The organism is Undibacterium sp. Xuan67W (genome assembly GCF_049340165.1).
Classification (GTDB): Bacteria; Pseudomonadota; Gammaproteobacteria; order Burkholderiales; family Burkholderiaceae_D; genus Undibacterium.
The window spans coordinates 31,175-53,085 of sequence record NZ_JBMPPN010000012.1; the positions used below are offsets into that span (position 1 = coordinate 31,175).

The following is a 21,911-nucleotide window of genomic DNA, read 5'->3' on the forward strand; positions in this document are numbered from 1 at the left end:
AGTTCTGGGAGCGTAGATCTGCGGACACATTGTTAAGTAAAGAATGCGAGAATTTTTTGAGATAAGTCGTTTGCAACATCTTTAAGCGGATGCGGAGCAGCGGATGGAAAATCAATTTGAATATTTCGACTTATCTGCGCCAGCGCCTTCCGCTAGCACGGCTGCCAGCGCCAGTCAGCCTGCGAATGTCGATCAGGAAGAGGCGCTACATAATCGTCTGAAATACCTGATTGATAATACACCTGCGATTATTTACAGCAGCGTACCGACCGGCGATTTCAAAATGACCTATGTCAGCTCCAATGCGCAACGCATACTGGGCTACGATTCCGCGATGATGGTCACGGATCCGAATTTTTGGTTTGATCATATTCATCCCGAGGATGTGCCGCAGATATTTTCCAGTCTGGCGATGCTGTTCTCAGAGGGCGAACGCACTTACGAATACCGTTTTAAAAATAGCAATGGCCATTACATCTGGATGCACGATATGTTGCGTCTAATCCGCGATGAGGCCGGCAATCCGCTTGAAGTGGTGGGTTCATTGACTGACATCAGTGAACGTAAGGCGATGGAAGAGTCGCTGCAAAAAAAAGGCGAAGAGCAGAAACAGTTAATACATAAGCTGCAAGAGGCACAGGACCAGTTGATGCAATCGGAAAAAATGGCATCGGTTGGGCAACTGGCAGCAGGTATCGCCCATGAAATCAATAATCCTATCGGTTTTGTGAATTCCAACATGGGATCACTGCAGGGCTATGTGGAGAAACTCTTCGAAGTTCTCGGACAATATGAACAGTTAATCCTCCAGCCCCAGGCGGCTCCGGCATCTCTCGCACGTGTCAACGCCATCAAAAAAGAAGCCGATCTGGAGTTTCTGCAGGAAGATGTGGAAGATTTGGTCAGAGAGTCTATGGATGGTTTGAAACGGGTGCGCGATATCGTGCAGTCACTCAAAGATTTTTCGCATGTCGGTGAAACCGACTGGCAAGAGGCGGATATCCATCATGGCATCGACAGCACACTCAATATTGTCATTAATGAGATCAAATATAAAGCGACCGTGATTAAGGAATATGGCAACTTGCCGAATGTTCGCTGTGTTATTTCTCAGATCAATCAGGTGGTGATGAATTTGCTGGTGAATGCATCGCATGCGATCAAGGATGCAGGGACGATTACGATCAATACAGGCTGTAGAGATAACTGGATCTGGATACGTATCAGCGACACCGGAGCAGGTATTCCACCCGAAATCATGACAAGGATTTTTGAGCCTTTTTTCACAACCAAACCGATTGGCAGCGGCACCGGGTTAGGTTTGTCCCTATCGTATGGAATTATCAAGAAGCACAACGGACGTATCGAGGTGAAAAGCGAAGTGGGTGTTGGTACCAGTTTTACGATACATTTGCCGCTCCATCCGGATAAGGTGGAAGTGAGCAAAGAGTAGTCGCCGCAATAAGTCAGAGACAGGTCAGAGATTTCAGGGTGCAAGCTATGAATCAGGAAAATATAAATAAGACCAGGGATGACTTCGTTGCGATGCTCAATATCGGGACGGCTGGCATATTTGATTGTATGAGCTGTCTACGCGTGAGTGACAAAGAAGCCATAGTGTTTGCTACCATTAGTCCGCAGCTGCCACAACTACGGGGACGGTTTGATGAGGCCTTGCGCGAGCATCTGGCCGATACACCTTCTTTGTCTACCGCCGTATCAGATGCCTTGCAGCAGCGTATACATCTACGACAGCACGCCTATTTTGAACCGCTTACGCAATCTCGGTCGGATAGCAGCTTCCAGACTGACCGCAGCAAAATAGAGTTTGCCCATCAACAAATGGGACTAACCCGTGACTGGTATTTTTCTGCTTACAGAAAATACCTTGGTGCGATATGGGCTGATCTGCAGGACATCAATGGCGATCATCCGCTTTCCTTCGACGGCATGATGCTGATGGTCTTTAAACTATGCATGTTCGACCTCGGGCTGGCGCTGGAAGTCTATTCAGAAGTTGAGAAAAAGCGTTTATTCGAAAGCTCTATTGCAGATATGCAGGTATCACCATCTATGCTGTCGGAAACGCTGCAAGCCGGTTTGGTTGAACATTCCAAACGTAAAAAACTCGATACATTGGTACAGTCTTCCATCGACCATTCACCGCAGTTGGTTGGGCATTTGAGCGTCTGCTATCTGGGTCTGGATCAATATGAACATGTCGTTGACAGCTTCGGCTTCGAAGTTGCAAGTTTGATGTTGCAGACCATAGAAATGCGCTTGCGTGCTGAACTGCGCGATCATGATGTGATCACCCACCTTGGGACAGGTGAATACATGTTGATTCTGCGTAGTCGTTCTGACTCCGTCGAAGTCCTGGCACTCTGCCAGAGCGTAATGAACACCTTTACGCAAGCAATTTCTCTTGTCGACCAGAAACTGAGCATGTCCTGTTGCATAGGCATCGCCATGTATCCGGAAGATGGACAACTGGCAGATGATATTTCCAGATGCGCTGAAGTCGCATTTCATAAAGCGCGCGAACGCGGTCATGGCAGCATACGTTTTTATTCCTCAGCCTTAAACGGACAACTGGACGAACAGATAATGCTCGCTTCAGATTTGCATACAGCGATAGCGGAAAATCAGCTGCAATTGTTTTATCAGCCTAAGGCTGACCTACGTAACGGTAAACTAATTGGTTGTGAGGCTTTACTTCGTTGGCAACATCCATTGCGAGGTGAAATATCGCCGGCAAAGTTTGTGCCGATTGCAGAGCAATCTGATTTAATTGTGCTGCTGGGTTATTGGGTAATACGACGTGCCTGCGAGGATGTACAGCGTATGCAGGCGCAACAGGTAGCACTGCCGGTAGTAGCGATTAATGTCTCGCCGCGCCAGTTGAAGGAAGCGGATTTTTTAGAGCGCATGCTGGCTATCATGAGTGAGTATGGGGTGACAGCAGTGCAACTTTCACTGGAAGTGACAGAGAGTGTATTGATAGGCTGTGATGAGGAATTTGATGCTCTGTTTTCAAAACTGAAAAACGTGGGTTTCAGTCTGTCACTGGATGATTTTGGAACTGGTTATTCTGCACTCGGTTATCTGAAACGTTTTTCATTTGATTATGTCAAAATCGATCAGTCTTTTGTCAGGGAATTACCTGACCATCTGAGCGATGCCTCGATCTCTAAAGCTATCATCTCGATGGCGCATAGTATGGGGATGGAGGTGATCGCTGAGGGCGTAGAGACAGAAGCGCAATGTAAGTTTTTTTCAGATAATCTATGCGAACAAATTCAGGGTTACTTTTATGCCCGACCCATGCCATTTGAACAGTTACTGGATTTTATCCGCAAGGATATCAGTCTGAATTCACACCTCTTACAAGCAACCCGGCCGGAACGTACTTTACTACTAGTCGATGACGAACCTAATATTTTGTCTGCACTCAAGCGCTTGTTGCGTAAAGATGGTTATCGGATTTTGACCGGTAATAGCGCGAGTGAGGGTTTAGATATTTTGTCCAGGGAAAGTGTCGATGTCATTATGTCGGACCAACGCATGCCATCGATGTCAGGAGTCGAGTTTTTGCGTCAGACAAAGGCGTTGTATCCGGATACGGTCAGGATCATCTTATCCGGCTACTCCGAACTGCAATACATTACTGATGCGATCAACGAAGGTTCAATCTATAAATTTCTGACCAAGCCCTGGGATGACGAACAGATACGGAAAAATATCGGCGATGCATTTCAGTTTAAGGAAATTCTCAATGAAAACCGCAGATTGAACGTGGAGATACAGAGCAGCAATCGGGAATTGGCAAAAACGAATCGACAGCTGTCTGACATCCTGAAGCAGAAACAAAATCAGATACAAAGAGATGAAGTCAGCATTAGTGTGATCCGTGAAATTTTGCATCAGATTCCATTTCCCATAATTGGAATCGATGATGAAAATCGAATTGCATTTTGTAATCTGCAGGCGGAAGAGCTATTGCCAGGTGCCGCAGTGAATCTTGATACTGAATTGGATCAGGTGTTCCCTGAGCTCGCACAGCGCTTAAACGCGTCAGACCATGAGGGATTGATTACTGTACAGATCAGGGAGGAAACTTACCATGTCAATTGCCGGGCAATGGGCAAGCACTCGGCCTCGCATGGTCGTATCATTATTTTTCTTCCCGTCGCTCTGATGAACGGGTTGGGTAGCAAAGAAATTACATAAATTTGTTTCTGCGTCTTGCGTTGCAGAGGATGCTTTATCAAAAAAGTTAGAGGCCTTAGTATGAGTTCCATATCTGCAGAGCAGGTAGTACGTGCGCTGGAGGCGCTTCCCTCCTTGCCACAGGTATTGTCTGAGCTTATTGAGGCAATCGATCATGATAATGTGGATCAGCGCTCCATCATCATGAAGATTGCCCAGGACCAGGCGTTAACCTCTAAAACGTTGCGTCTCGCGAATTCCTCTTTTTATGGTTTGTCTTATCGGGTTAACTCGTTGTCGGATGCGGTGTCGATACTTGGTTTTCGCAGCCTACGCACACTGGTGACCAGCACCGCAATCGCCAATCAGTTACACCGGTTTGTACTGGATCGTGACGACGCTGAATATTTCCTTGAACATTCCATCTCAGTTGCGATTTTTGCCAAGTTACTGGCTGCCCATATTTGTGCAAACCAAGAACAGGCCTTTACCACTGGACTGATTCATGATCTTGGTAAACTGGTGCTGGTGACGGAGTTCCCCAATGAATACGGCGCTGTGAAACGCTATCAGAAAGAGTATCACTGTCCGCGTTATGATGCAGAAAATGCTGTACTTTCAATGAGCCATGTATCGATAGGTGCATTGCTAGCTCGTAAATGGAAGTTCCCGCTTGAGATCCAGCAGGCTGTCAGCGCTCATCATGATCCGATTACGGCAGAGACCAGTGAATTGTCGATGCTGATGACAGTTGCGAATATTTTTGCCAAAGTGCATGCGAGTGACGAGGAGCGTATCCGCTTGCTGCGTGAATCCAGTTGCGCATGGCAGCGTCTAGAAATAAATGAAGAGTTGTGCCAGACTATTTTTGCGACGGAGAAGCAGCAGTATGCTGAAATCAGCCAGATTTTACTCAGTCATTGACTACCCAGCGTTGACTATTTTCTTCTGTCTAAGATTGCCGGGTTATGCCGGAATTTTCCGAACTCATTCAGCCCATTTAGAAAGTCAGGCGTAATGAATACCGACTTGGATACTGAACCAAATGCCGAACGTGTCTACCGCATATTATGCGTCGATGACGAACCGAACATACTGTCTTCATTGCGCCGCTTGTTCCGTGGCAAAGGATATCAGGTGCTGATTGCTAATGGCGGTCAGGAAGGACTGGCCACGCTGGAAACAGAAACGGTTGATCTGGTCATTTCAGATATGCGTATGCCGGTGATGGATGGTGCTGTTTTTCTCGAGCATGTCAGGGCACGCTGGCCAGATACCGTACGCCTGTTACTGACTGGCTATGCCGACATACAATCGATTATTGATGCGATTAACCGCGGCGAAATTTATCGCTACATCACCAAGCCCTGGGACGATAACGATATTGTCCTGATCGTGCGGCAGGCGCTGGAACGCAAAGCGCTGGAGCAGGAAAAACTCAGACTGGAAGAGCTGACCTTAAGGCAGAACGAAGAATTAAAAACACTCAATGCCAGCCTAGAGATCAAAGTCGAGGAGCGCACAGCCGATCTCAGAAAAGCTCACGAATCGCTGTTGACTGCGAATGATAAACTCAAGGACAGTTTTCTGACTTCGATCAAGGTATTTTCTAGCGTGATCGAGATGCGCGGCGGTAAGCTGATAGGGCACTCCCGCCGGGTGGCAGATCTAGCGCGCAAGATCGCGCGGCGTATGGGGCTGGAAATTAAGGATACTCAGGAGATTTTTGTCGCGGCCTTATTGGCGGATATAGGCAAAATTGGATTTTCAGATGAGTTGCTGGAGACGCCATTGAATCAGATGAATGGCGACCAGTTAGGCCATTTTCACAAACATACGCTGCGGGCCGAGCAATTATTGATGCCGCTGCAGGATTTGCAGGGAGCGGCGCGCATTATCCGTTTCCAGCATGAGCGCTTTGATGGCCGCGGTTTTCCGGATGCGATTGTGGGCGACCAGATTCCGCTGGGTTCCAGAATACTGGCGCTCGCTGGCGATTATGACAGTCTGCAGATTGGTTGCCTGGTCGCTAAGCGCGTGCATTCGGATGATGCTCTGCCGCTTATCGTACGCGGTGCCGGCAACCGTTATGATCCCAAGGTGGTTGAAGCTTTTCAACAGGTCATGGGTAACGTCAGCGAGGAACCGCATGATAAAGAAGTCACGGTAATGCAATTAGTGCCCGGCATGATCTTGTCGGCGGATGTGGTATCGAAAGACGGTATGCTTTTGTTACCCGCCGACTTTGTGCTGGATGAAGGGGTGATAGAAAAACTCAGGATTTTCAGTCAGCCTGTGAACGGCCGTATGGCTGTGCGTATTTATACCAACAGGAGGAAATGATGCGAAGAATTCTCTTACTAGACGATGAGCAGAATGTGCTCTCTGCCTTAAAGCGCAGTTTCAGAAGCATCGCTGGCAGTGACCAACTCAGGATAGATACCTATACTGTGCCACAGGATGCGCTGTTGCCGTTGCGGGATAGCGCTTATGACTTCATTCTTTCTGATTATCACATGCCATCCATGAATGGCATTGAATTCCTGACCTTGGCGAAAGCGATGCAGCCTGATGCGGTGCGCATGATGCTGAGCGCTTCTGCAGAGTTCAAAACCATACTCGGCGCAATCAACGAAGCGGAAGCATTCCGTTACATCTCGAAGCCCTGGACACAGGAAGAACTGGCTGACACCTATCATGCGGCTTTACAAAAACGGGATCAGGTCCTGGAAGACCGGCGGCTGGCGGATGAATTGCGTGTACAGCGTGGCCAGATCTCACCACACGAAGAAGCAATGCGCAGATTAGAGGAAAGCGATCCGGGTATTACCAAGGTTAAGTGGTCAGCGGATGGTTCAGTAATGCTGGAGTAGGGTTTATTTGTATTAATTCAGACTTGATCTGACGCAGGGGCTCGCATAGAGGTTGGAACTTGCTATATCCAACTTCAAGGTGCCGAGCTCTTTGGGCCCGAAATTCCCTCAGGTATCGTTAGGCTTTTGCTGATAACAGAAAAACGTTATTTTATGCTTCCACTGAGTACCGCATCCAGGGTTTTGCTACCCTCGCAGGACGTATGGGTGATGCGATCGCGTGCGTGATTGAAACGATAGGCCCTCGGTTTCGGATATGTCAATTTGAAGTTGTTCAACTTTTGTAAGATGGGTATGTCATTTTCGGACAACTGTGACTTAGAGGGCTGGGTGGCCGGATGCAAGCGCATCTTCCCACCCAACCCGTTTAGCGTAAGTAGCACTTCATAATTCAACGTTACGAACGTTTACCATAAAAATTAACGGTATGTTTTATGTTCAAACGATTTCCTCAATTACTTCCTAACTTACTTGCCTAACTTAGGCATCGCAGGCGCTTGTTGTCGTTGTATCGCCTGGTAAGTCTGAAGTTTTTGCATGACATGCTGAATCGCTGCATCCAGTTGCGTGTCTCTGCCAGTATTGACTTCGGACGGATCGAGTTCGACATCCATATCTGGCGCAACCCCCTCATTTTCTACACGCCATTCACCGTCCGGAGTAAAGAAACGGAAGAAGGGCACCAGTAAAAATCCGCCGTCGATCAATTCTGGGTTCGTCGAAATGCCGATCAGACCACCCCAGGTACGCTTACCGATCAAAGTGCCTAATCCCAAGCGTTTAAACGAATACGGCAGGAAATCACCACCCGATCCGGCATCCTGATCGATCAGCATTGCTTTAGGTCCGTAAATCGCTGCACCCGGCGTATCAAACAAGAGGCCGTCCCGGTCTTTCCAGCTTGCCAGATATTTACGACTTAGTATGTCAGTGATGTAGTTCGCTGCTTGTCCGCCGCTGTTGCGACGTTCATCAATGATCAGCGCAGCTTTATCTGCCTGTGCATAAAACATGCGGTTGAAATACTGATAGCCATCAGAGCCAGTATCGGGCAAGTACACATAGGCGACTTTGCCGTCTGTTTTTTTCTGGACGTATTCGCGATTTTTTTCTATCCAGTGCCACTGACGCAAGGCGCCTTCATTGGCGACGGGCTGCACGATTACTTGCCGGCTTGACTGATTGCTCAGGTCGCTGGCCACGGTCAGCGATACTTGTTTACCTACGGTATTGGCCAACAAGGAGTACAGGTTTTTGCCGCTATCCACTGCTTTGCCATTGATCGCGAGCAGGTAGTCCCCCTCTTTGATCGCCAATCCCGGCGTGGCTAAAGGTGCTGCCAAAAACGGATTCCAGCGATCGCCGCGATAGATAGTTTTAATACGATAGTGGCCTTGCTCATAGCTATAGTCGGCACCGAGCAGGCCAACTGAGACCGGTTTCTCTTGATAGATGTCGCCGCCACCGACGCGATTGTGCCCGACCTGCAGCTCACCGATCATTTCGACCAGCAAGTCATTTAAGTCTTCACGACGTTGGACGTGCTTGAGCAGGGCATGATAGCGCGTGTAGATCGCATCCCAGTCGATGCCATGCAGATTCGCGTCGTAGAAAAACTCTTTCTCCATCCACCAGGTTTCGTTGAAAATTTGTTCCCATTCTTCGCGTGGATTGACCTGCATGCGGACTTGCGACAGATCGATAGATTTTGCATCCAGTTTTTCACTGGCGTCACCGACATCAAGTTTACTTTTCGCATACTGGATCAGAATTTTTTTGCCATCCGCACTCAGACTAAATGAAGCGATACCCTGACGCAGGGATTTCGCTTTTTTATCTTCAAAGCTAAATCGCATCAACTCGGCATCATCATCATCTTTGGTGGCAGGCGGCTCGTGGCTGACGCCTGGCTGGCGATGTTCGAGATAGAACAGCGAGCCATCGGATGCGACTGCCAGATTGCCATAGTTACGCTCTGCGACTGGCAAGGCGACGATGCGTTGCTGTATGCCTGCGAGATCAATCCGTACGGCTTTGGGCGTTTTAGCTGTCGCATCTTTAGTGCGGTCTTTATCTTTACCAGCATCCTTGCCTATATCTTTGTTTGCGTCTTTTGCAGGATCTTTTTTAGCCTCGTCTTTTTTGTCCTCATCCTTTTTTGCTTCCTCATCGCCACTCTTTGGCAACAAAGGTGATTTGCCGTCGGCCGCGAGGACGGCGACATACAAGCCATTACGCAGAGGTCGTTCCTGTGTGGACATATCCAGGCCGACCTGCGTTGGTCCGGAGTTGGTTGAGGCCGTGAAGTACAGATAGTCGGCAGCAGCAAAGACAGGATTGTCGGCATGGCTCATGCCATCCGTCAGACTGGTATGTTTGCCGTTAGTAAAATCATGCAATTTGATTTGTGAAAAATGATTGGCGCCGACAACGGTATAGGCCAGCCATTTACTGTCTGACGAAAACGAGACATTGAAGCGGGAGCGTCGTGAGCTCGTATCGATTTTACTGATGCTGCCGTTACTGAGATGGATCGCATACAACTGGAGATGGTTATCCTGATACACAATTATCTGGTTATCCGGGGACCAGTCCAGTAGCGTGTAATAACCAGGCTGACCGAGACTGAATGTTTTTGGTTTATCGAGCCCGGTCTGATCTCGCAGTATCAGATGATGCTGCCGTCCTGCATCAGATAGGTAGGCAATTTGTTTGCCGTCAGGGCTCCATAAACCATCTTTTTCGCGTATGCCCGAACTTTCGGTCAGATTACGTACCGAGCCGTCTTTGACCGGCACCGTAAAGACGTCGCCACGCGCACTGACCACGACGCGCTTGCCAGTAGGTGACAAGGCGGCAGAAGTGATCGTACTGCTAGCATCTTTCCATTGAGGGCGGACTTGTATTGCCTGGCTAATTTGCGCATCCAGATTGACGTGGATGGTATGCGTTTTTCCTGTAGCAGCGTCAAGCTCTTTCAGCTCGCCACCGACTTCATACACGACTGTATTACCCGCTGCGCTGATGTTGCGGATATCCCAGACAGTCTCTTGTGTGACCTGGCGGACAGCTTTGGTTTTGCGGTTATAGGCAAATAGATTCGCTGCTTTGTTATCGCGGTCAGAGATAAAAAATACTTCGTCACCGACCCAGACAGGATTGCTGTCGGTTGCGTTTTCATGCGGTATTTTTTCTAATTTGTTATTGGCGACATCCATGATCCAGACCGGTGGCGTAGTGCCGCCGCGATGCAGCCGCCAGCCGCTAGGACCGCTATATGCCTGGCGGAATGGACGGTAAGCGAGAAATTTGCCATCGCCCGACCAGTTACCCTCAAAGGCGATGGCTTCCATTACTTTTTTCTCGTAGCCGCCTTCGAGCGGTACTTCGTAGAGCTGGTTACTGCGACTATTGCCGATTTCCCGGTTCGATGCGAACAGGATGCGCTTGCCATCAGCACTCCAGCCAGCGACCACATCCTGACCCGGATGCCAGGTCAGACGGCGTGCCTGACCACCTTCGACGGGGATCACATACACATCTGTGTTGTTGTCGTAACTGGCGGAATAAGCAAGCCATTTACCGTCAGGAGAAAACTTAGGAGAAAACTCCGATGCTGGATGTGTCGTCAGTCGTACGGGATTTTGTCCGTCGCGACCAGTCAGCCAGATATCGCCTGCATACACAAAGGCAAGATGATCACGTGAGACGCTAGGTTGGCGCAGCAATAGTGTGTCAGCCATCGCCGATGGCGTCATAAAGCAAGAGCCTAGCAACGAGGCCAAGGCCAGGCTTAAGATCTTCTTGGTACCGGGAGTTGTTCTGCGCATTCGATTCTCCTTTGATCGGCTTTTGGCCGCGTTAATATGATTTTTAATGGAGCAAGCTTGTCTTTGACGCGTTTGGTTAAATTAAGTTTAATGACTATTAATTATTTTTCACATGCTTGGACAGCTACCTGTTCAGGTGATTTTTGATTGTTGAAATTACTGCAATTGTGCAGGTTATATGAAATAAACGAAGCTTACTAGTTTGTTATTTCTACGAGACCACCGACCTTGCTCCCATCGGAATAAGCATCGCAGATGTTAAGAATAGAGAGATGAGACGGCTAATGAAGCCGGTAGCCAAACAGCTGAGGATGCGTGATTAGCGACATGGAGACCGGTCTGCGATTGCAGACCGGTGCCTTGAGGGAAGTGTGTTGATACCGAATCTAGAGAGGTCCTACACAGCAGACCGGATAGCACGTGCTGGACATAAGCAGGCAGCTGCTTATTTATAACCAATAGTTTGTGCAGCTTCATGCACGAGCTGTTCAAACAGATCATGACGCATTTGTGCAATCTCACCGGATTTGACGGCATTTAAAATCGCACAGCCTGGCTCGGTGTGGTGATGGCAATTATAGAATTTACATTGACCAAGATGCGGTAAAAATTCTGGGAACGCACGTTCCAGCATACCTTCACTCAGATGATGCAGGCCAAATTCCTGAAAGCCTGGTGAGTCGATGACGGCGGTTTTTGCATCCATTTGATACAGGCGGGTGAAGGTCGTGGTGTGTTTGCCTGTGTCCAGCGCAGCAGAGATTTCTCTGGTGGCGATGTCAGCATCGGGGATCAATAAGTTGATCAGTGAGGATTTCCCCATGCCGGACTGGCCGATCAGGATGGTGTTGTTGCCCTCGATTAGTTCCATCATGGTTACACGTGTCGCCTCCGGTGCGGCGGTGACTGAGACTTCTAACACGGGATAGCCAAGGCCTGCATACAAGGCAAGTCGCTCGCGTGCCTTTGGCAGGCTGGCTTCTACGTCGATTTTATTCAGGACGATGGTGGCTCTGATACCTGAGGATTCAGACGCGACCAGGGCGCGTGAAATCAGATCATCGGCAAAGCTGGGTTCGGTTGCGACGACGATCAGCAATTGTGTGAGGTTTGCCGCCAGCATTTTTGACTTATATTGATCTGAGCGATACAGCAAGGTCCTACGCGGCGTGATGGCTTCAATCACCCCTTGGTTCTTTGACGTCAACTGGTATTCAACTATGTCACCGACTGCGACATCTGTTTTTTTGCCACGGGTGACGCAATGCAATTTGATGTCGTCTGCCTGTACCAGATAGTGTCTGCCATGAGCCGCGATGACGGTAGCTAACAGCTTGGTCTTGGTGTTACTCATTAAGAAAAACTTTGCTGAAAAATTGCATCGACTTTTGCGGCGCAGATAAAGTCATTTTCCGAGATGCCACCTTTGCCGTCATTGACGGTATGGGTATCGAATTTAATGGTACAGCGGTTGTAGGTGACGACCAGTTCAGGATGATGATCTTCTGCGTGGATGACATAGGCGATCGCATTGATGAATGCTAGTGTCTCGTAGTAATTTTTGAAGTTGAACGTCTTGACGATACGCGGGCCGTCCTGAGTCCAGCCGGGTGTTGCTGCAAAATACGCAGGCAAGACGCTGGCATCTACTGCGGTTTCTGTATGCAGCGATTTTTTCGCGAGCAGGGTAGTGGTATTAATCATGATGGATTGACCGAAAGTAGTTGATGTATGCGCACAGAGGCTGGCGGATGGGAATCATAAAATTTGGAATGCAAAGGATCTGGCGTCAGGGTTGACGCATTGTCCTCGTAGAGCTTTACCAGTGCCGCAACCAGATCGTTTGCATTGGTGTGTTTTGCTGCAAAAGCATCGGCTTCAAATTCATGTTTGCGTGAACTGATCGACGTCAGCGGAGATAATATGAATGTAAAAACAGGCAGGGCCAGCATAAACAGGATCAGTGCCATGGCGTCATTCGAGGCGAGTAGCATTGGGTCGACGCCGAGACCTTTATAAAACCAGAGCTGCTGTTTCAGATAGCCCAGCAAAGCGAGAAAGCCGAGTGACACAAAGAACATGACGCTGATTCGTTTGACGATATGTTTGAGTTTGAAATGTCCCAGTTCATGGGCTAAGACGGCTTCGATCTCTGGCGGAGACAGGCGGGACAGCAAGGTGTCAAAAAACACGATACGTTTTGCTGCACCGAAGCCAGAGAAATAAGCATTCCCATGCGCGCTGCGTTTGGAGCCATCCATGACGAACAAGCCGCTGGAGGCAAAGCCGACACGTTGCATTAAACCTTCGATGCGGGTACGCAGGCTCTCATCGTCCAAAGGCGTGAATTTATTAAACAGTGGAGCAATGACACTGGGATAAATCAACATCATCAACAACTGAAAACCGCTCCACACCAGCCAGGCATACAACCACCACAATGAACCGGATTTTTCCATCAGGCTGAGTACAACCCAGATCAGTGGCAGGCCAATGGCGGCGCCGAGCAAGCTGCTTTTTAGCATGTCGGCAAAAAACAGGGCGGGCGTCATTTTATTGAAACCGAATTTTTGCTCTAGCACAAATTGCTTATAGTAATCAAATGGCAAGTCGATCAGGCTGCCGATCAGGGCAAAAGACGCTAGCAGACACAGTTGGTAGGTCATGCCGGGGCCGGTGAATTTAACTAGTGTGACCGACAATAGCTGCAGGCCGCCGAGCAGGGTAAAACCAATGAGCACAGCGGTGTTCAGCACCAGCAATACCATGTCCAGCTTGGTTTTGGCGATGGTATAGTCAGCCGCTTTTTGATGTGCGGCGAGCGGAATTTTTTCTGCAAACTCGGCAGGGACCGCGGCGCGGTGCTGCAAAATATGGCGAATATGGCGCGAACCCAGCCAGAAACGTAAGACCAGAGTAAGCAGTAAAAATGCCGCGAATAAAACAGAAAATGCTACAGAAATCATGGGAAAATGCCACATTGATTAAGAGAAGGAAGAATTATGTCACAAGCCAACGACATTCAAGCAAACACAGCCGCATCTGCAACTGTAACAACGACAGCACCTGCAACGCCGTCAGCCAAGCCTAATGAGTTTAATCTGATTTGGCTCGATATGGAGATGACAGGGCTAGACCCGGATAATGATCGTATCATCGAGGTCGCCGTGGTCGTCACTGATATGCAACTGAATGTCCTAGCTGAGGGACCAGTATTTGCGATTCATCAGCCAGACGAGACCATGGACAAGATGGATGCCTGGAACAAAGGAACGCACGGTCGCTCGGGCTTGATTGATCGGGTAAAAGCCTCGACAGTATCAGAGGCAGATGCAGAAAAAGAACTAATCGCTTTTCTGAAACAATATGTCCCGGCCGGAAAATCGCCGATGTGCGGCAATTCGATTTGTCAGGACCGGCGTTTTATGGCACGTGGTATGCCGAAGCTGGAAGCTTTTTTTCATTACCGAAACCTGGACGTCTCTACATTAAAAGAACTCTGCAAGCGCTGGAAGCCAGCCATTGCCAGCGGTTTTAAGAAACATCAAAAGCATACGGCGATGGCCGACATCATTGAGTCGATCGAAGAGCTCAAATACTACCGCGAGCACTTCATCAAAGAGTGAAATATTCATCTTGGGCTGGTTCGTAATTTGTAAAAAATCTGACCGGGGCAAATATATCCTATGTCTGTAGCAACACCGCGGAATGGCGAATCACCTCATGAACGCGGTGGTGTGGTGGATCAGTTTGACTCGGTATTTGATGTTGCACGCCTAGATGCTATGTGCGTCGCACACGCAAGCTTCCGAATTGCGATCGATGGCTTGGTACAAAAAGTGATTGATCGGGGGCTCACTCCGATTGATGAGGCCCGAGATGCCTGGTCGTCAGGTAGAGGTGATGAGGTCAGAACGCTGTTCCATACCTTACGCGGTACTTTGGGCATACTCGGTGCCATTGATTTTCAGAATGCTGCACGTCAAATCGAGACGGCGATTCAAGATCGTAGGGATGAGCAGGTTCAGGATCTTCTTGAAATTGTGAAGCAGCGTCTACAAGAAGTAATTGAGTCTGCAAGACAATGGACTCAAAGATCCTTGCATCAATCGAAGCATAGTGCTTTAGATAAACTGGAAAGCGCCACATTAAATGAGCTGAAAACGCTCTTGACACAAAAAAATATGCGATCCTGTGATTTGTATGTCCAGTTGCGCCCCAGTCTGGTGGATATTTATTCTGAGACGACGATGCGTGATGCTGATCATGCCATGCAACATTTGGATTTTGCCCGGATACTCAGCTTACTTGGTTGATGTTTTGTCGAGGGGCATTTTTATCTTATGATCGCTATGTTGAAAGGTGTTCAACGTCGTCTTATTGTTCAATTTTCTACCTACGCGGCTTTTCGCTGAACTATAGGAAATTTGGCGATTATTTTTGCCCCTCTGCCCAAGCGACCATCTATTTCAATAGTGCCGCCATATAAGGTCGTCACTAGGTTGTAGACCGTGTACATGCCGATACCAGAACCACCTAGTCCAGCTCTGGTGGTGAAAAAGGGATCAAAAATACGCAATTTAATATCATCTGAAATGCCTACGCCATCATCCTCGAAACTCACTGTGAAGTGGTGTTCGGTATGCCGCGCGCAGATTCGCATTGTTCCCGCTTCACGATCTGGGAAGGCATGGGTAATTGAATTAGTGATCAGGTTGGTGATAATTTGTTCAAGAGGCCCAGGAAAACTGTCGATGATGATGCCTTCAGGAATGTCGATTTCTACTTTGTGAGATGTAGTCCTGAGCATCGGTCGTAACGTGCTGACCGTATGGGACACGATATCCAGCAGGTCGAATTCACAACGTCGATCACTGCTTTGATCGACGGATACTTGCTTGAAGCTCTCAATGAGTGAATGCGAGCGTTCAGATGCTCGCTCAATTAATGCACTACTTTCGCGGCAATATGCGATGAACCCCTCAAGATTGGATCTGGAAAGTTTACCGTTCAACCCGATCTAAAAGGGATGCCGAAACCAGCCGTAAATTACTTAGGGGTGTATTTAGCTCATGGGTAATGCCCGCAACAAGGCTTCCAAGTGACGCCATTTTTTCTCGTTGCACTAAATGGTCCATTGCTTGCTGCAATTCTGCAGTGCGCTCTATTACCCTTGCTTCTAATGTGCGATTTGATTCTTCAATGCTTTCTGCCTGAAACTTCAACATCAGGTGAGTCTTGACTCTAGCTCTGACAGCCAATGCATTGACAGGTTTTGAAATAAAATCTACGCCACCGGCTGACAGTCCAATGGCTTCTTCTTCTGGATTGCTTTGACCGGTTACAAAAATGACAGGAATGTCGGCAGTGAGTGGATTAGCTTTAATACGCCTGCAAACTTCAATTCCACTCATGTCTGGCATGAGCACGTCGAGGAGGATCAGGTCGGGAGGCGTATCTTGGCAAAATAGGAGTGCCTGCTCGCCTGTAGTTGCCATGAATACATCGTGATCAACTGAGAAAATCTGGTAAATCACCTGGATATTAATCGGCTGATCATCAACTACTAGGAGTCGAAATCGCTTTGGAGGGTGCTCAACAGATTGTTTTAGTAGACGGTACATTCGTTAGTCTCAATTACGTAATCAGATTCGTGCCCGCTCGAAGGCTCTATGTCTGTCTGGCAAGCTTACACTGATGCTGTAAAGAAAATCGTCAAACACTGTTAAACCTGTTTTATTTGCCAACACATTGAATTTATTGGTTTTATTTCTTTTTTTTGGGTGCTGTTCAGGTTGTTTCATGATGCAGAATATAGCAATCGTCTGGCGCCAGGAATTGGCTCAGCTGATGATCAGATGTCTGAGTGTCATTTAGCGATTTTTAGAAGATTTGGATAGAGACGTGGTTGCCTCCCTTTAAAACGCTTAATTAAAATTTGAAATAAAAAAGCCTCGATATCAATCGAGGCTTTTACATACTGCTTAGGAGTACTTTTTTAACACGCAATCAAATTAAGCGGGTTAAGCACTGTTTTAGCGCATACTCCCCATGCTACGCGTTTTTTTAAACGCCTAGCAATTCAACTTCAAAAATCAAAGTTGCATTTGGTGGAATCACGCCGCCAGCGCCGCGCGGGCCGTAGCCGAGCGATGATGGGATCGTCAGGACACGTGTACCACCGATTTTCATGCCTTGTACGCCTTCATCCCAGCCTTTAATGACATGACCTGCGCCTAAAGGGAACGAGAACGGGTCATTACGGTCTTTGCTAGAGTCGAATTTTTTACCGGCGCTGCCGTCGGGATTTTGCAACCAGCCGGTGTAGTGCACAACAACGTGGTCGCCTGCAGTTGCTTCTGCGCCTTCGCCAAGGACTTTATCTTCGTATTGCAAGCCTGATACGGTAGTAGTGGTAGACATGAGATTTCCTTCAATGTTGATCAAAAAACTGGCGCAATTGTACCCAAATTCTGCGCACGAATTCGCTGCGCACCCATAAATCCAGTCTGAGCCTGTTAAATATTCGTTGATTTTTATCAAAAACAGGTAAAAAGCCGGTCAGAAGCGGGAAGAAAGCCGTAGTAATTAACAGCTTGTCACGATGCGACTGCGTCTGGCAGGTTAAAATACGGTAACTCATTTTAGAACTCAGTCAAAACCGCCGCACTGCTGTTACAGCGCCTCACCGCAGCGTAATCCCGAATAGTCAATTGTCTTGGTGATTACTTATTGCGGCAACAGTTTAGCGTAAGTTCTATTTATCTTTTCCCTCATTGCAAAGCGGTAGAAATTCATGCGTAGTCGTTTTTTGTGTGTGCTGTTGTCTTTATCCTCCGTCCTCATTTCACAAGCAGAAGCCAGTGTGGTCGTGATCCTGAATTCACGTGATGCAACCGTGAGTTTGCTGGATCAGGATACGCAAAAAGAAATCAGCACTTTTCCAATCGGTAAAGAGCCACATCATCTGATGGCAACACCTGACAACAAGTCATTAATCGTCGCGAATGCGGTGGGCGATGAGCTGGTATTTCTCGACCCTAAAACGGGCCAAATCCAGCGCCGTATCAAAGATATCGCCGATCCTTATCAGATCGGATTTTCTCCTGATCAAAAATGGTTTGTCTCCAATTCACTGCGCCTGGATCGCGTCGATTTTTATAAATACGACGGCAAGGATCTGACTCTGGTTAATCGTGTTCCATTGGCGAAATTGCCGAGTCACATGGCGTTCGACGCTGCCAGCACGACCGTGTTTATTACGCATCAGGGGAGTGACCAGGTTTCTGCAATTGATCTGGCAACGCAAAAAGTGAAGTGGACGATCTCGGTTGGCAAGCTGCCTGCCGGTATTGCGATGACACCTGACGATAAATATTTGTTAGTCGGCATTATGGGCAGCGACTACGTCGAAGTCATCGACTGGCGTACTCAAAAAACCGTGAAGCGTATTAAGGCGGGTGCCGGTACGCATAATTTCCGCGCATTGGGTGACAAGCGTCATGTGTTCGTTTCAAACCGGATTTCAAATACGATCAATATCATTGATCAGGTCACTTTAGAGAATGTTGGCACGATTGCTGTGCCTGGCGGACCTGACTGCATGGAGCTCAGCGATGATGGTAAAACTCTCTGGGTAACTTTGCGCTGGATTAAAAAGGTGGCTGTCATTGACGTTCCTTCGAAAAAAGTCATTAAGCTGATCCCGGTCGGACGTTCTCCACACGGTGTGTATTTCATTAATCATGCGTCCCGCATGTAAATCTGGTGTGTTGACAGCAATCGCTGCGGCGCTCCCTGTCCTTGTTGTTGCAGCGGGCTCAAGCGTATTGCTGCTTCTGTCTACGGGCGCGATTTCAGCAACTTCAGCAACCACGCTGGCACCTGCATGCAAGGGTAAGATCTATCTGACCTTTGATACGGGCAGTCAGTCTCAGGCAGAGCTGATCGCCACGAGTTTGCGTCGCCACCAGATCAAGGCAACTTTTTTTCTGGCGAATGAAAAAACCGTGAACGGTGATTATTCGCTGGATCCGGCGTGGGGTGCCTATTGGAAGCAGCTCGTCGCTGACGGCCATGCGTTTGGTACGCATACCTTCGACCATGTGTATGCCGTGAAAGATCTCGCTGATGGCCGCATTGCTGTGAAGCCGCAATTTGGCGCGCAGGCAGGACAACATATTGTCTGGACTGCTCAGCAATATTGCAATGAATTGAAGCGGGTAGACCAGCGCTTTGAACAACTAACGGGCCGTAAGCTGGATCCGTTCTGGCGCGCTCCCGGTGGCAAATTAACCCCGAATTTACTAAAAGCGGGTCAAGCTTGTGCTTATGCCCATGTGGGCTGGGATCCTGCAGGATTCTCCGGTGATGAATTGCCTAGTGAAAAATGGAGCAATCCGGTTTTATTGCAGCGTGCTTTGAATCAACTAAAAGATGGCGATATTTTTATGGCACATCTGGGGATCTGGTCGCGCAAGCAGGCATGGATGCCGGAAAATCTGGAGCCGCTGATATCAGGTCTTGAGCAAAAGGGTTTTTGTTTTGCGACCTTACGCGAGCATCCAATGTACCGGCTGAAGTCAGCGAATCAGACCAATTGAATGGCGCCCTTGCGCAAATATAAAACCTTTAGGTAACAGTAAAATGACACGCTGGGGAGTTACGCACGCAAGCAGTTTGATCTGGTGTTGATCGAAGTGACCAGAATGAATCCGCAAGCTCGACGCACCTGTTAGCCTGAAATGCTTCTGGAAGCCGCATGTAAGCTGCGGATTCGATACGGGTAACTTCTAAAATCTTCACGTTAAAAAACACATTGATAGGACTGACTAAAAACCAAGACCTCTCACTTTATAGATAAATAGACACGGGGATACGGAGACAAAGAGCAAAGGCAGTAGTAGCAGGAGTAAGTGATTCCGTGAAATATCGATTTAGGGATTTTTAGGCGTTCCCCCCCAGAGAGCTTCACAAAGTCGACTTGACTCCGCTTATGTCGCTCCTGAACTGAATCAAATCAGCAAAATAGTGTCGAATACAGCGTGACTCAGGGGTTACAGGTAAGATTCATTCATGATGATTCTGATTGACAGACCAGCCTTGGCGTTTAGACCGGTTAAAAAGTAACTTACTAATTTTTCCGAATTTCCTTAATTACCTTTCACCTCATGATTTTTTCAGACGCATTTGCCTGGTTACAGGCGTGGATTTTTGAATCACTGGTTCAACCCTTTGTCTTTTATGCCGGACTGGGCGAGTTCACAGAACAGGCATTTGAAGGTGTTGAATGGTTCCTGATTGGTATCTGTGAATTGCTCGTACTATTTATGATTTTGCGTCCTATGGAGGCGTGGATTCCGGTACATCGTTTTACAGATTCGCGTGCGCGCTGGAATGATTTCATTTATACCGCCTTACATCGTCTGGGTGTTTTTACGCTGCTGATATTTTTTGTTCTTGACCCTGTTCTGGACGCACTCACAGGCATGCTGAGGCTGGAAGGCATGAAATCGTTTAATCTAGAAAATCTCTGGCCGGATATGAATAACCATCCGGTGCTCGTATTTATGCTGTATCTGGTGGTGCTGGATTTTTTTGATTATTGGTATCACCGCGCTGAACATCAGTTTGACTGGTGGTGGGGACTGCATAGCCTGCATCATAGTCAGCGCAATATGAATCTCTGGAGCGATAACCGTAATCATTTGTTTGACGACTTTTTACGTGATGTCTACATGGGACTGATCGCGATTGCGATTGGCGTACAGCCGACCCAATATGCTTTGCTGGTCGTGGTGTCACGCATGATACAGAGTTTGCAGCATGCCAATATCCGTGTGCATTTTGGCGTAATAGGTGAGCGTTTGCTGGTCTCGCCGCGTTATCATCGCGCCCATCATGCGATTGGTATTGGTCACGAATCGAAAGGTGAGGGGACACTTGGCGGGCATAATTTTGCAGTACTGTTCCCTGTCTGGGACATCGTATTTGGTACGGCTTTATTCAATCAAGAATTTTATATGACCGGTATCCGTGATCAGTTGCCACCGCCGGAAGGCAGTGCGCGCGAATATGGTCGCGGCTTCTGGTCGCAGCAGATATTGGGATGTAAACGGATGTTCGGCCTGGATGACCATCTGAGCAAGCAAGTCCATAAGCAAATTAATCAGGAGCATTCTTGATGCGTCGTCTGTTGAATGTAGGTAGCGCTCTCGGGCGTGCGTTTGTCGGTCAGTTTCATCCACGTATGCTGATGCTTACCATCTTGCCTTTGATTATCTCCATTTTGTTATGGGGCGGGCTGATGTGGTGGGGACTGCAATCGATGATCGATTATATTCAGGCAGCTTTGATGGAGCATGACGGCTTTCGTATTGCAGGGGATATTCTTGCTCTTTTGGGTGCATTAGCGCTGAAAGCAGTGCTGGCGCCGTTGCTGGCGATGTGGTTGCTGTTGCCGCTGATGATCGTGACGACCTTGATGTGTATCGGTGTATTTGCGATGCCGATGATTTCCCGTCATGTGCAGCGACGCCAGTATCCGGATATGGAGGCGCGCCATGGCGGGTCTTTGTTCGGCAGTCTCTGGCATGCAGTTTCCTCTTTTTTGATTTTTATCGTGTTGTGGGTACTTGCCTTGCCCCTGTTATTTGTTCCAGTCGTGAATGTGGCCGTGCATGCCGTATTATGGGGCTGGCTGACTTACCGGGTCATGGCCTATGATGCTTTGGCTGAACACGCGGATGCGGGTGAACGGGTTGCTCTCCTGCGTACGCATCGCTGGTCTCTGCTGCTGATTGGTACGATTACTGGAGCACTCGGTGCTGCGCCTAGTATGATGTGGCTAGGTGGCGTACTGGCCGTCGTCTTTCTTCCTGTGATGGCGGCGGTAGCCGTATGTCTGTATATCTTAATTTTTGTATTTAGCGGATTGTGGTTTCAGTATTATTGCCTGGATGCCCTGACACAATTACGTGCAAAACCCCTCTGAAGGAGA

General features: G+C 48.2%; 19 protein-coding genes. 11 read left to right on the forward strand and 8 right to left on the reverse strand.

Annotation, left to right across the window (positions count from 1 at the left end; all coding sequences use genetic code 11):
- The first annotated feature begins 103 nt into the window (after positions 1 to 103).
- From ACO0LE_RS12165 to ACO0LE_RS12185, 5 genes are all read left to right on the forward strand, one after another.
- Positions 104 to 1,453 carry an ATP-binding protein gene (locus ACO0LE_RS12165; RefSeq protein WP_422960618.1) on the forward strand — a complete coding sequence of 450 codons (1,350 nt, stop codon included), beginning with the start codon at positions 104 to 106 and terminating at the stop codon, positions 1,451 to 1,453.
- Between the two features lie 47 nt (positions 1,454 to 1,500).
- Complete coding sequence (locus ACO0LE_RS12170; RefSeq protein WP_422960619.1) at positions 1,501 to 4,230, forward strand: EAL domain-containing protein; 2,730 nt, start codon at positions 1,501 to 1,503, stop codon at positions 4,228 to 4,230.
- Positions 4,231 to 4,290: 60 nt separating this feature from the next.
- Positions 4,291 to 5,133 carry an HDOD domain-containing protein gene (locus ACO0LE_RS12175; protein ID WP_422960620.1) on the forward strand — a complete coding sequence of 281 codons (843 nt, stop codon included), beginning with the start codon at positions 4,291 to 4,293 and terminating at the stop codon, positions 5,131 to 5,133.
- 93 nt (positions 5,134 to 5,226) lie between these two features.
- Positions 5,227 to 6,552, forward strand: a complete 1,326-nt coding sequence (locus ACO0LE_RS12180) for an HD domain-containing phosphohydrolase (protein WP_422960621.1) — start codon at positions 5,227 to 5,229, stop codon at positions 6,550 to 6,552.
- Positions 6,552 to 7,082, forward strand: a complete 531-nt coding sequence (locus ACO0LE_RS12185; protein WP_422960622.1) for a response regulator — start codon at positions 6,552 to 6,554, stop codon at positions 7,080 to 7,082. Before ACO0LE_RS12180 ends, ACO0LE_RS12185 begins: the two co-directional genes overlap by 1 nt.
- A gap of 467 nt (positions 7,083 to 7,549) precedes the next feature.
- Here ACO0LE_RS12185 and ACO0LE_RS12190 read toward each other — a convergent pair whose 3' ends face one another.
- The 4 genes from ACO0LE_RS12190 to ACO0LE_RS12205 all read right to left on the reverse strand — a co-directional run bounded on the left by ACO0LE_RS12190 (position 7,550) and on the right by ACO0LE_RS12205 (position 13,878).
- On the reverse strand, positions 7,550 to 10,912 hold the full coding sequence (locus ACO0LE_RS12190; protein ID WP_422960623.1) for a S41 family peptidase: 3,363 nt from the start codon (positions 10,910 to 10,912) through the stop codon (positions 7,550 to 7,552).
- Between the two features lie 445 nt (positions 10,913 to 11,357).
- Positions 11,358 to 12,266: a ribosome small subunit-dependent GTPase A gene (rsgA, locus tag ACO0LE_RS12195; protein WP_422960624.1), complete on the reverse strand. Its 909-nt coding sequence runs from the start codon at positions 12,264 to 12,266 to the stop codon at positions 11,358 to 11,360.
- Entirely contained in the window at positions 12,266 to 12,619 is a 354-nt protein-coding gene (locus tag ACO0LE_RS12200; protein WP_422960708.1) for a 4a-hydroxytetrahydrobiopterin dehydratase, read from the reverse strand. Before ACO0LE_RS12200 ends, rsgA begins: the two co-directional genes overlap by 1 nt.
- The gene (locus ACO0LE_RS12205) at positions 12,613 to 13,878 is read right to left on the reverse strand and encodes a M48 family metallopeptidase (protein ID WP_422960625.1); all 1,266 of its coding nucleotides are present in this window, start codon (positions 13,876 to 13,878) and stop codon (positions 12,613 to 12,615) included. The genes ACO0LE_RS12200 and ACO0LE_RS12205 overlap by 7 nt, the downstream gene beginning before the upstream one ends.
- 36 nt (positions 13,879 to 13,914) lie before the next feature.
- Here ACO0LE_RS12205 and orn point away from each other — a divergent pair, with 36 nt between their 5' ends.
- Positions 13,915 to 14,538: an oligoribonuclease gene (orn, locus tag ACO0LE_RS12210; protein ID WP_422960626.1), complete on the forward strand. Its 624-nt coding sequence runs from the start codon at positions 13,915 to 13,917 to the stop codon at positions 14,536 to 14,538.
- Between the two features lie 60 nt (positions 14,539 to 14,598).
- Positions 14,599 to 15,228, forward strand: coding sequence for an Hpt domain-containing protein (locus ACO0LE_RS12215; protein WP_422960627.1), 630 nt, complete (start codon positions 14,599 to 14,601; stop codon positions 15,226 to 15,228).
- An 80-nt stretch (positions 15,229 to 15,308) separates the two neighbouring features.
- On the opposite strand, the gene ACO0LE_RS12220 is transcribed toward ACO0LE_RS12215, so the two are convergent.
- From ACO0LE_RS12220 to ACO0LE_RS12235, 4 genes are all read right to left on the reverse strand, one after another.
- Positions 15,309 to 15,926 (reverse strand): sensor histidine kinase, encoded by a 618-nt coding sequence (locus tag ACO0LE_RS12220; protein WP_422960628.1) that lies wholly within the window; start codon positions 15,924 to 15,926, stop codon positions 15,309 to 15,311.
- Positions 15,916 to 16,536: a response regulator gene (locus ACO0LE_RS12225; protein WP_422960629.1), complete on the reverse strand. Its 621-nt coding sequence runs from the start codon at positions 16,534 to 16,536 to the stop codon at positions 15,916 to 15,918. Before ACO0LE_RS12225 ends, ACO0LE_RS12220 begins: the two co-directional genes overlap by 11 nt.
- 21 nt (positions 16,537 to 16,557) lie before the next feature.
- The gene (locus ACO0LE_RS12230) at positions 16,558 to 16,716 is read right to left on the reverse strand and encodes a hypothetical protein (protein WP_422960630.1); all 159 of its coding nucleotides are present in this window, start codon (positions 16,714 to 16,716) and stop codon (positions 16,558 to 16,560) included.
- Positions 16,717 to 16,978: 262 nt separating this feature from the next.
- Positions 16,979 to 17,335 carry an FKBP-type peptidyl-prolyl cis-trans isomerase gene (locus tag ACO0LE_RS12235; RefSeq protein WP_422960631.1) on the reverse strand — a complete coding sequence of 119 codons (357 nt, stop codon included), beginning with the start codon at positions 17,333 to 17,335 and terminating at the stop codon, positions 16,979 to 16,981.
- Between the two features lie 373 nt (positions 17,336 to 17,708).
- On the opposite strand from ACO0LE_RS12235, the gene ACO0LE_RS12240 reads away from it, so the two are divergent.
- The 4 genes from ACO0LE_RS12240 (at position 17,709) to ACO0LE_RS12255 (ending at position 21,905) form a co-directional block, all read left to right on the forward strand.
- Complete coding sequence (locus ACO0LE_RS12240; RefSeq protein WP_422960632.1) at positions 17,709 to 18,674, forward strand: cytochrome D1 domain-containing protein; 966 nt, start codon at positions 17,709 to 17,711, stop codon at positions 18,672 to 18,674.
- Complete coding sequence (locus ACO0LE_RS12245) at positions 18,658 to 19,515, forward strand: polysaccharide deacetylase family protein (RefSeq protein WP_422960633.1); 858 nt, start codon at positions 18,658 to 18,660, stop codon at positions 19,513 to 19,515. Before ACO0LE_RS12240 ends, ACO0LE_RS12245 begins: the two co-directional genes overlap by 17 nt.
- 567 nt (positions 19,516 to 20,082) lie before the next feature.
- Positions 20,083 to 21,096: a sterol desaturase family protein gene (locus ACO0LE_RS12250; protein ID WP_422960634.1), complete on the forward strand. Its 1,014-nt coding sequence runs from the start codon at positions 20,083 to 20,085 to the stop codon at positions 21,094 to 21,096.
- Positions 21,096 to 21,905, forward strand: a complete 810-nt coding sequence (locus tag ACO0LE_RS12255; protein ID WP_422960635.1) for an EI24 domain-containing protein — start codon at positions 21,096 to 21,098, stop codon at positions 21,903 to 21,905. The genes ACO0LE_RS12250 and ACO0LE_RS12255 overlap by 1 nt, the downstream gene beginning before the upstream one ends.
- Positions 21,906 to 21,911: the final 6 nt, after the last annotated feature.

What these genes read in the sequence shown, in the direction of transcription:
- ACO0LE_RS12165 (WP_422960618.1), top strand. Translation starts at nt 104, where the DNA reads ATGGAAAATCAATTTGAATATTTCGACTTATCTGCGCCAGCGCCTTCC.
- ACO0LE_RS12170 (WP_422960619.1), top strand. Translation starts at nt 1,501, where the DNA reads ATGAATCAGGAAAATATAAATAAGACCAGGGATGACTTCGTTGCGATG.
- ACO0LE_RS12175 (WP_422960620.1), top strand. Translation starts at nt 4,291, where the DNA reads ATGAGTTCCATATCTGCAGAGCAGGTAGTACGTGCGCTGGAGGCGCTT.
- ACO0LE_RS12180 (WP_422960621.1), top strand. Translation starts at nt 5,227, where the DNA reads ATGAATACCGACTTGGATACTGAACCAAATGCCGAACGTGTCTACCGC.
- ACO0LE_RS12185 (WP_422960622.1), top strand. Translation starts at nt 6,552, where the DNA reads ATGCGAAGAATTCTCTTACTAGACGATGAGCAGAATGTGCTCTCTGCC.
- ACO0LE_RS12190 (WP_422960623.1), bottom strand. Translation starts at nt 10,912, where the DNA reads ATGCGCAGAACAACTCCCGGTACCAAGAAGATCTTAAGCCTGGCCTTG.
- rsgA (WP_422960624.1), bottom strand. Translation starts at nt 12,266, where the DNA reads ATGAGTAACACCAAGACCAAGCTGTTAGCTACCGTCATCGCGGCTCAT.
- ACO0LE_RS12205 (WP_422960625.1), bottom strand. Translation starts at nt 13,878, where the DNA reads ATGATTTCTGTAGCATTTTCTGTTTTATTCGCGGCATTTTTACTGCTT.
- orn (WP_422960626.1), top strand. Translation starts at nt 13,915, where the DNA reads ATGTCACAAGCCAACGACATTCAAGCAAACACAGCCGCATCTGCAACT.
- ACO0LE_RS12215 (WP_422960627.1), top strand. Translation starts at nt 14,599, where the DNA reads ATGTCTGTAGCAACACCGCGGAATGGCGAATCACCTCATGAACGCGGT.
- ACO0LE_RS12225 (WP_422960629.1), bottom strand. Translation starts at nt 16,536, where the DNA reads ATGTACCGTCTACTAAAACAATCTGTTGAGCACCCTCCAAAGCGATTT.
- ACO0LE_RS12230 (WP_422960630.1), bottom strand. Translation starts at nt 16,716, where the DNA reads ATGAAACAACCTGAACAGCACCCAAAAAAAAGAAATAAAACCAATAAA.
- ACO0LE_RS12235 (WP_422960631.1), bottom strand. Translation starts at nt 17,335, where the DNA reads ATGTCTACCACTACTACCGTATCAGGCTTGCAATACGAAGATAAAGTC.
- ACO0LE_RS12240 (WP_422960632.1), top strand. Translation starts at nt 17,709, where the DNA reads ATGCGTAGTCGTTTTTTGTGTGTGCTGTTGTCTTTATCCTCCGTCCTC.
- ACO0LE_RS12245 (WP_422960633.1), top strand. Translation starts at nt 18,658, where the DNA reads ATGCGTCCCGCATGTAAATCTGGTGTGTTGACAGCAATCGCTGCGGCG.
- ACO0LE_RS12250 (WP_422960634.1), top strand. Translation starts at nt 20,083, where the DNA reads ATGATTTTTTCAGACGCATTTGCCTGGTTACAGGCGTGGATTTTTGAA.
- ACO0LE_RS12255 (WP_422960635.1), top strand. Translation starts at nt 21,096, where the DNA reads ATGCGTCGTCTGTTGAATGTAGGTAGCGCTCTCGGGCGTGCGTTTGTC.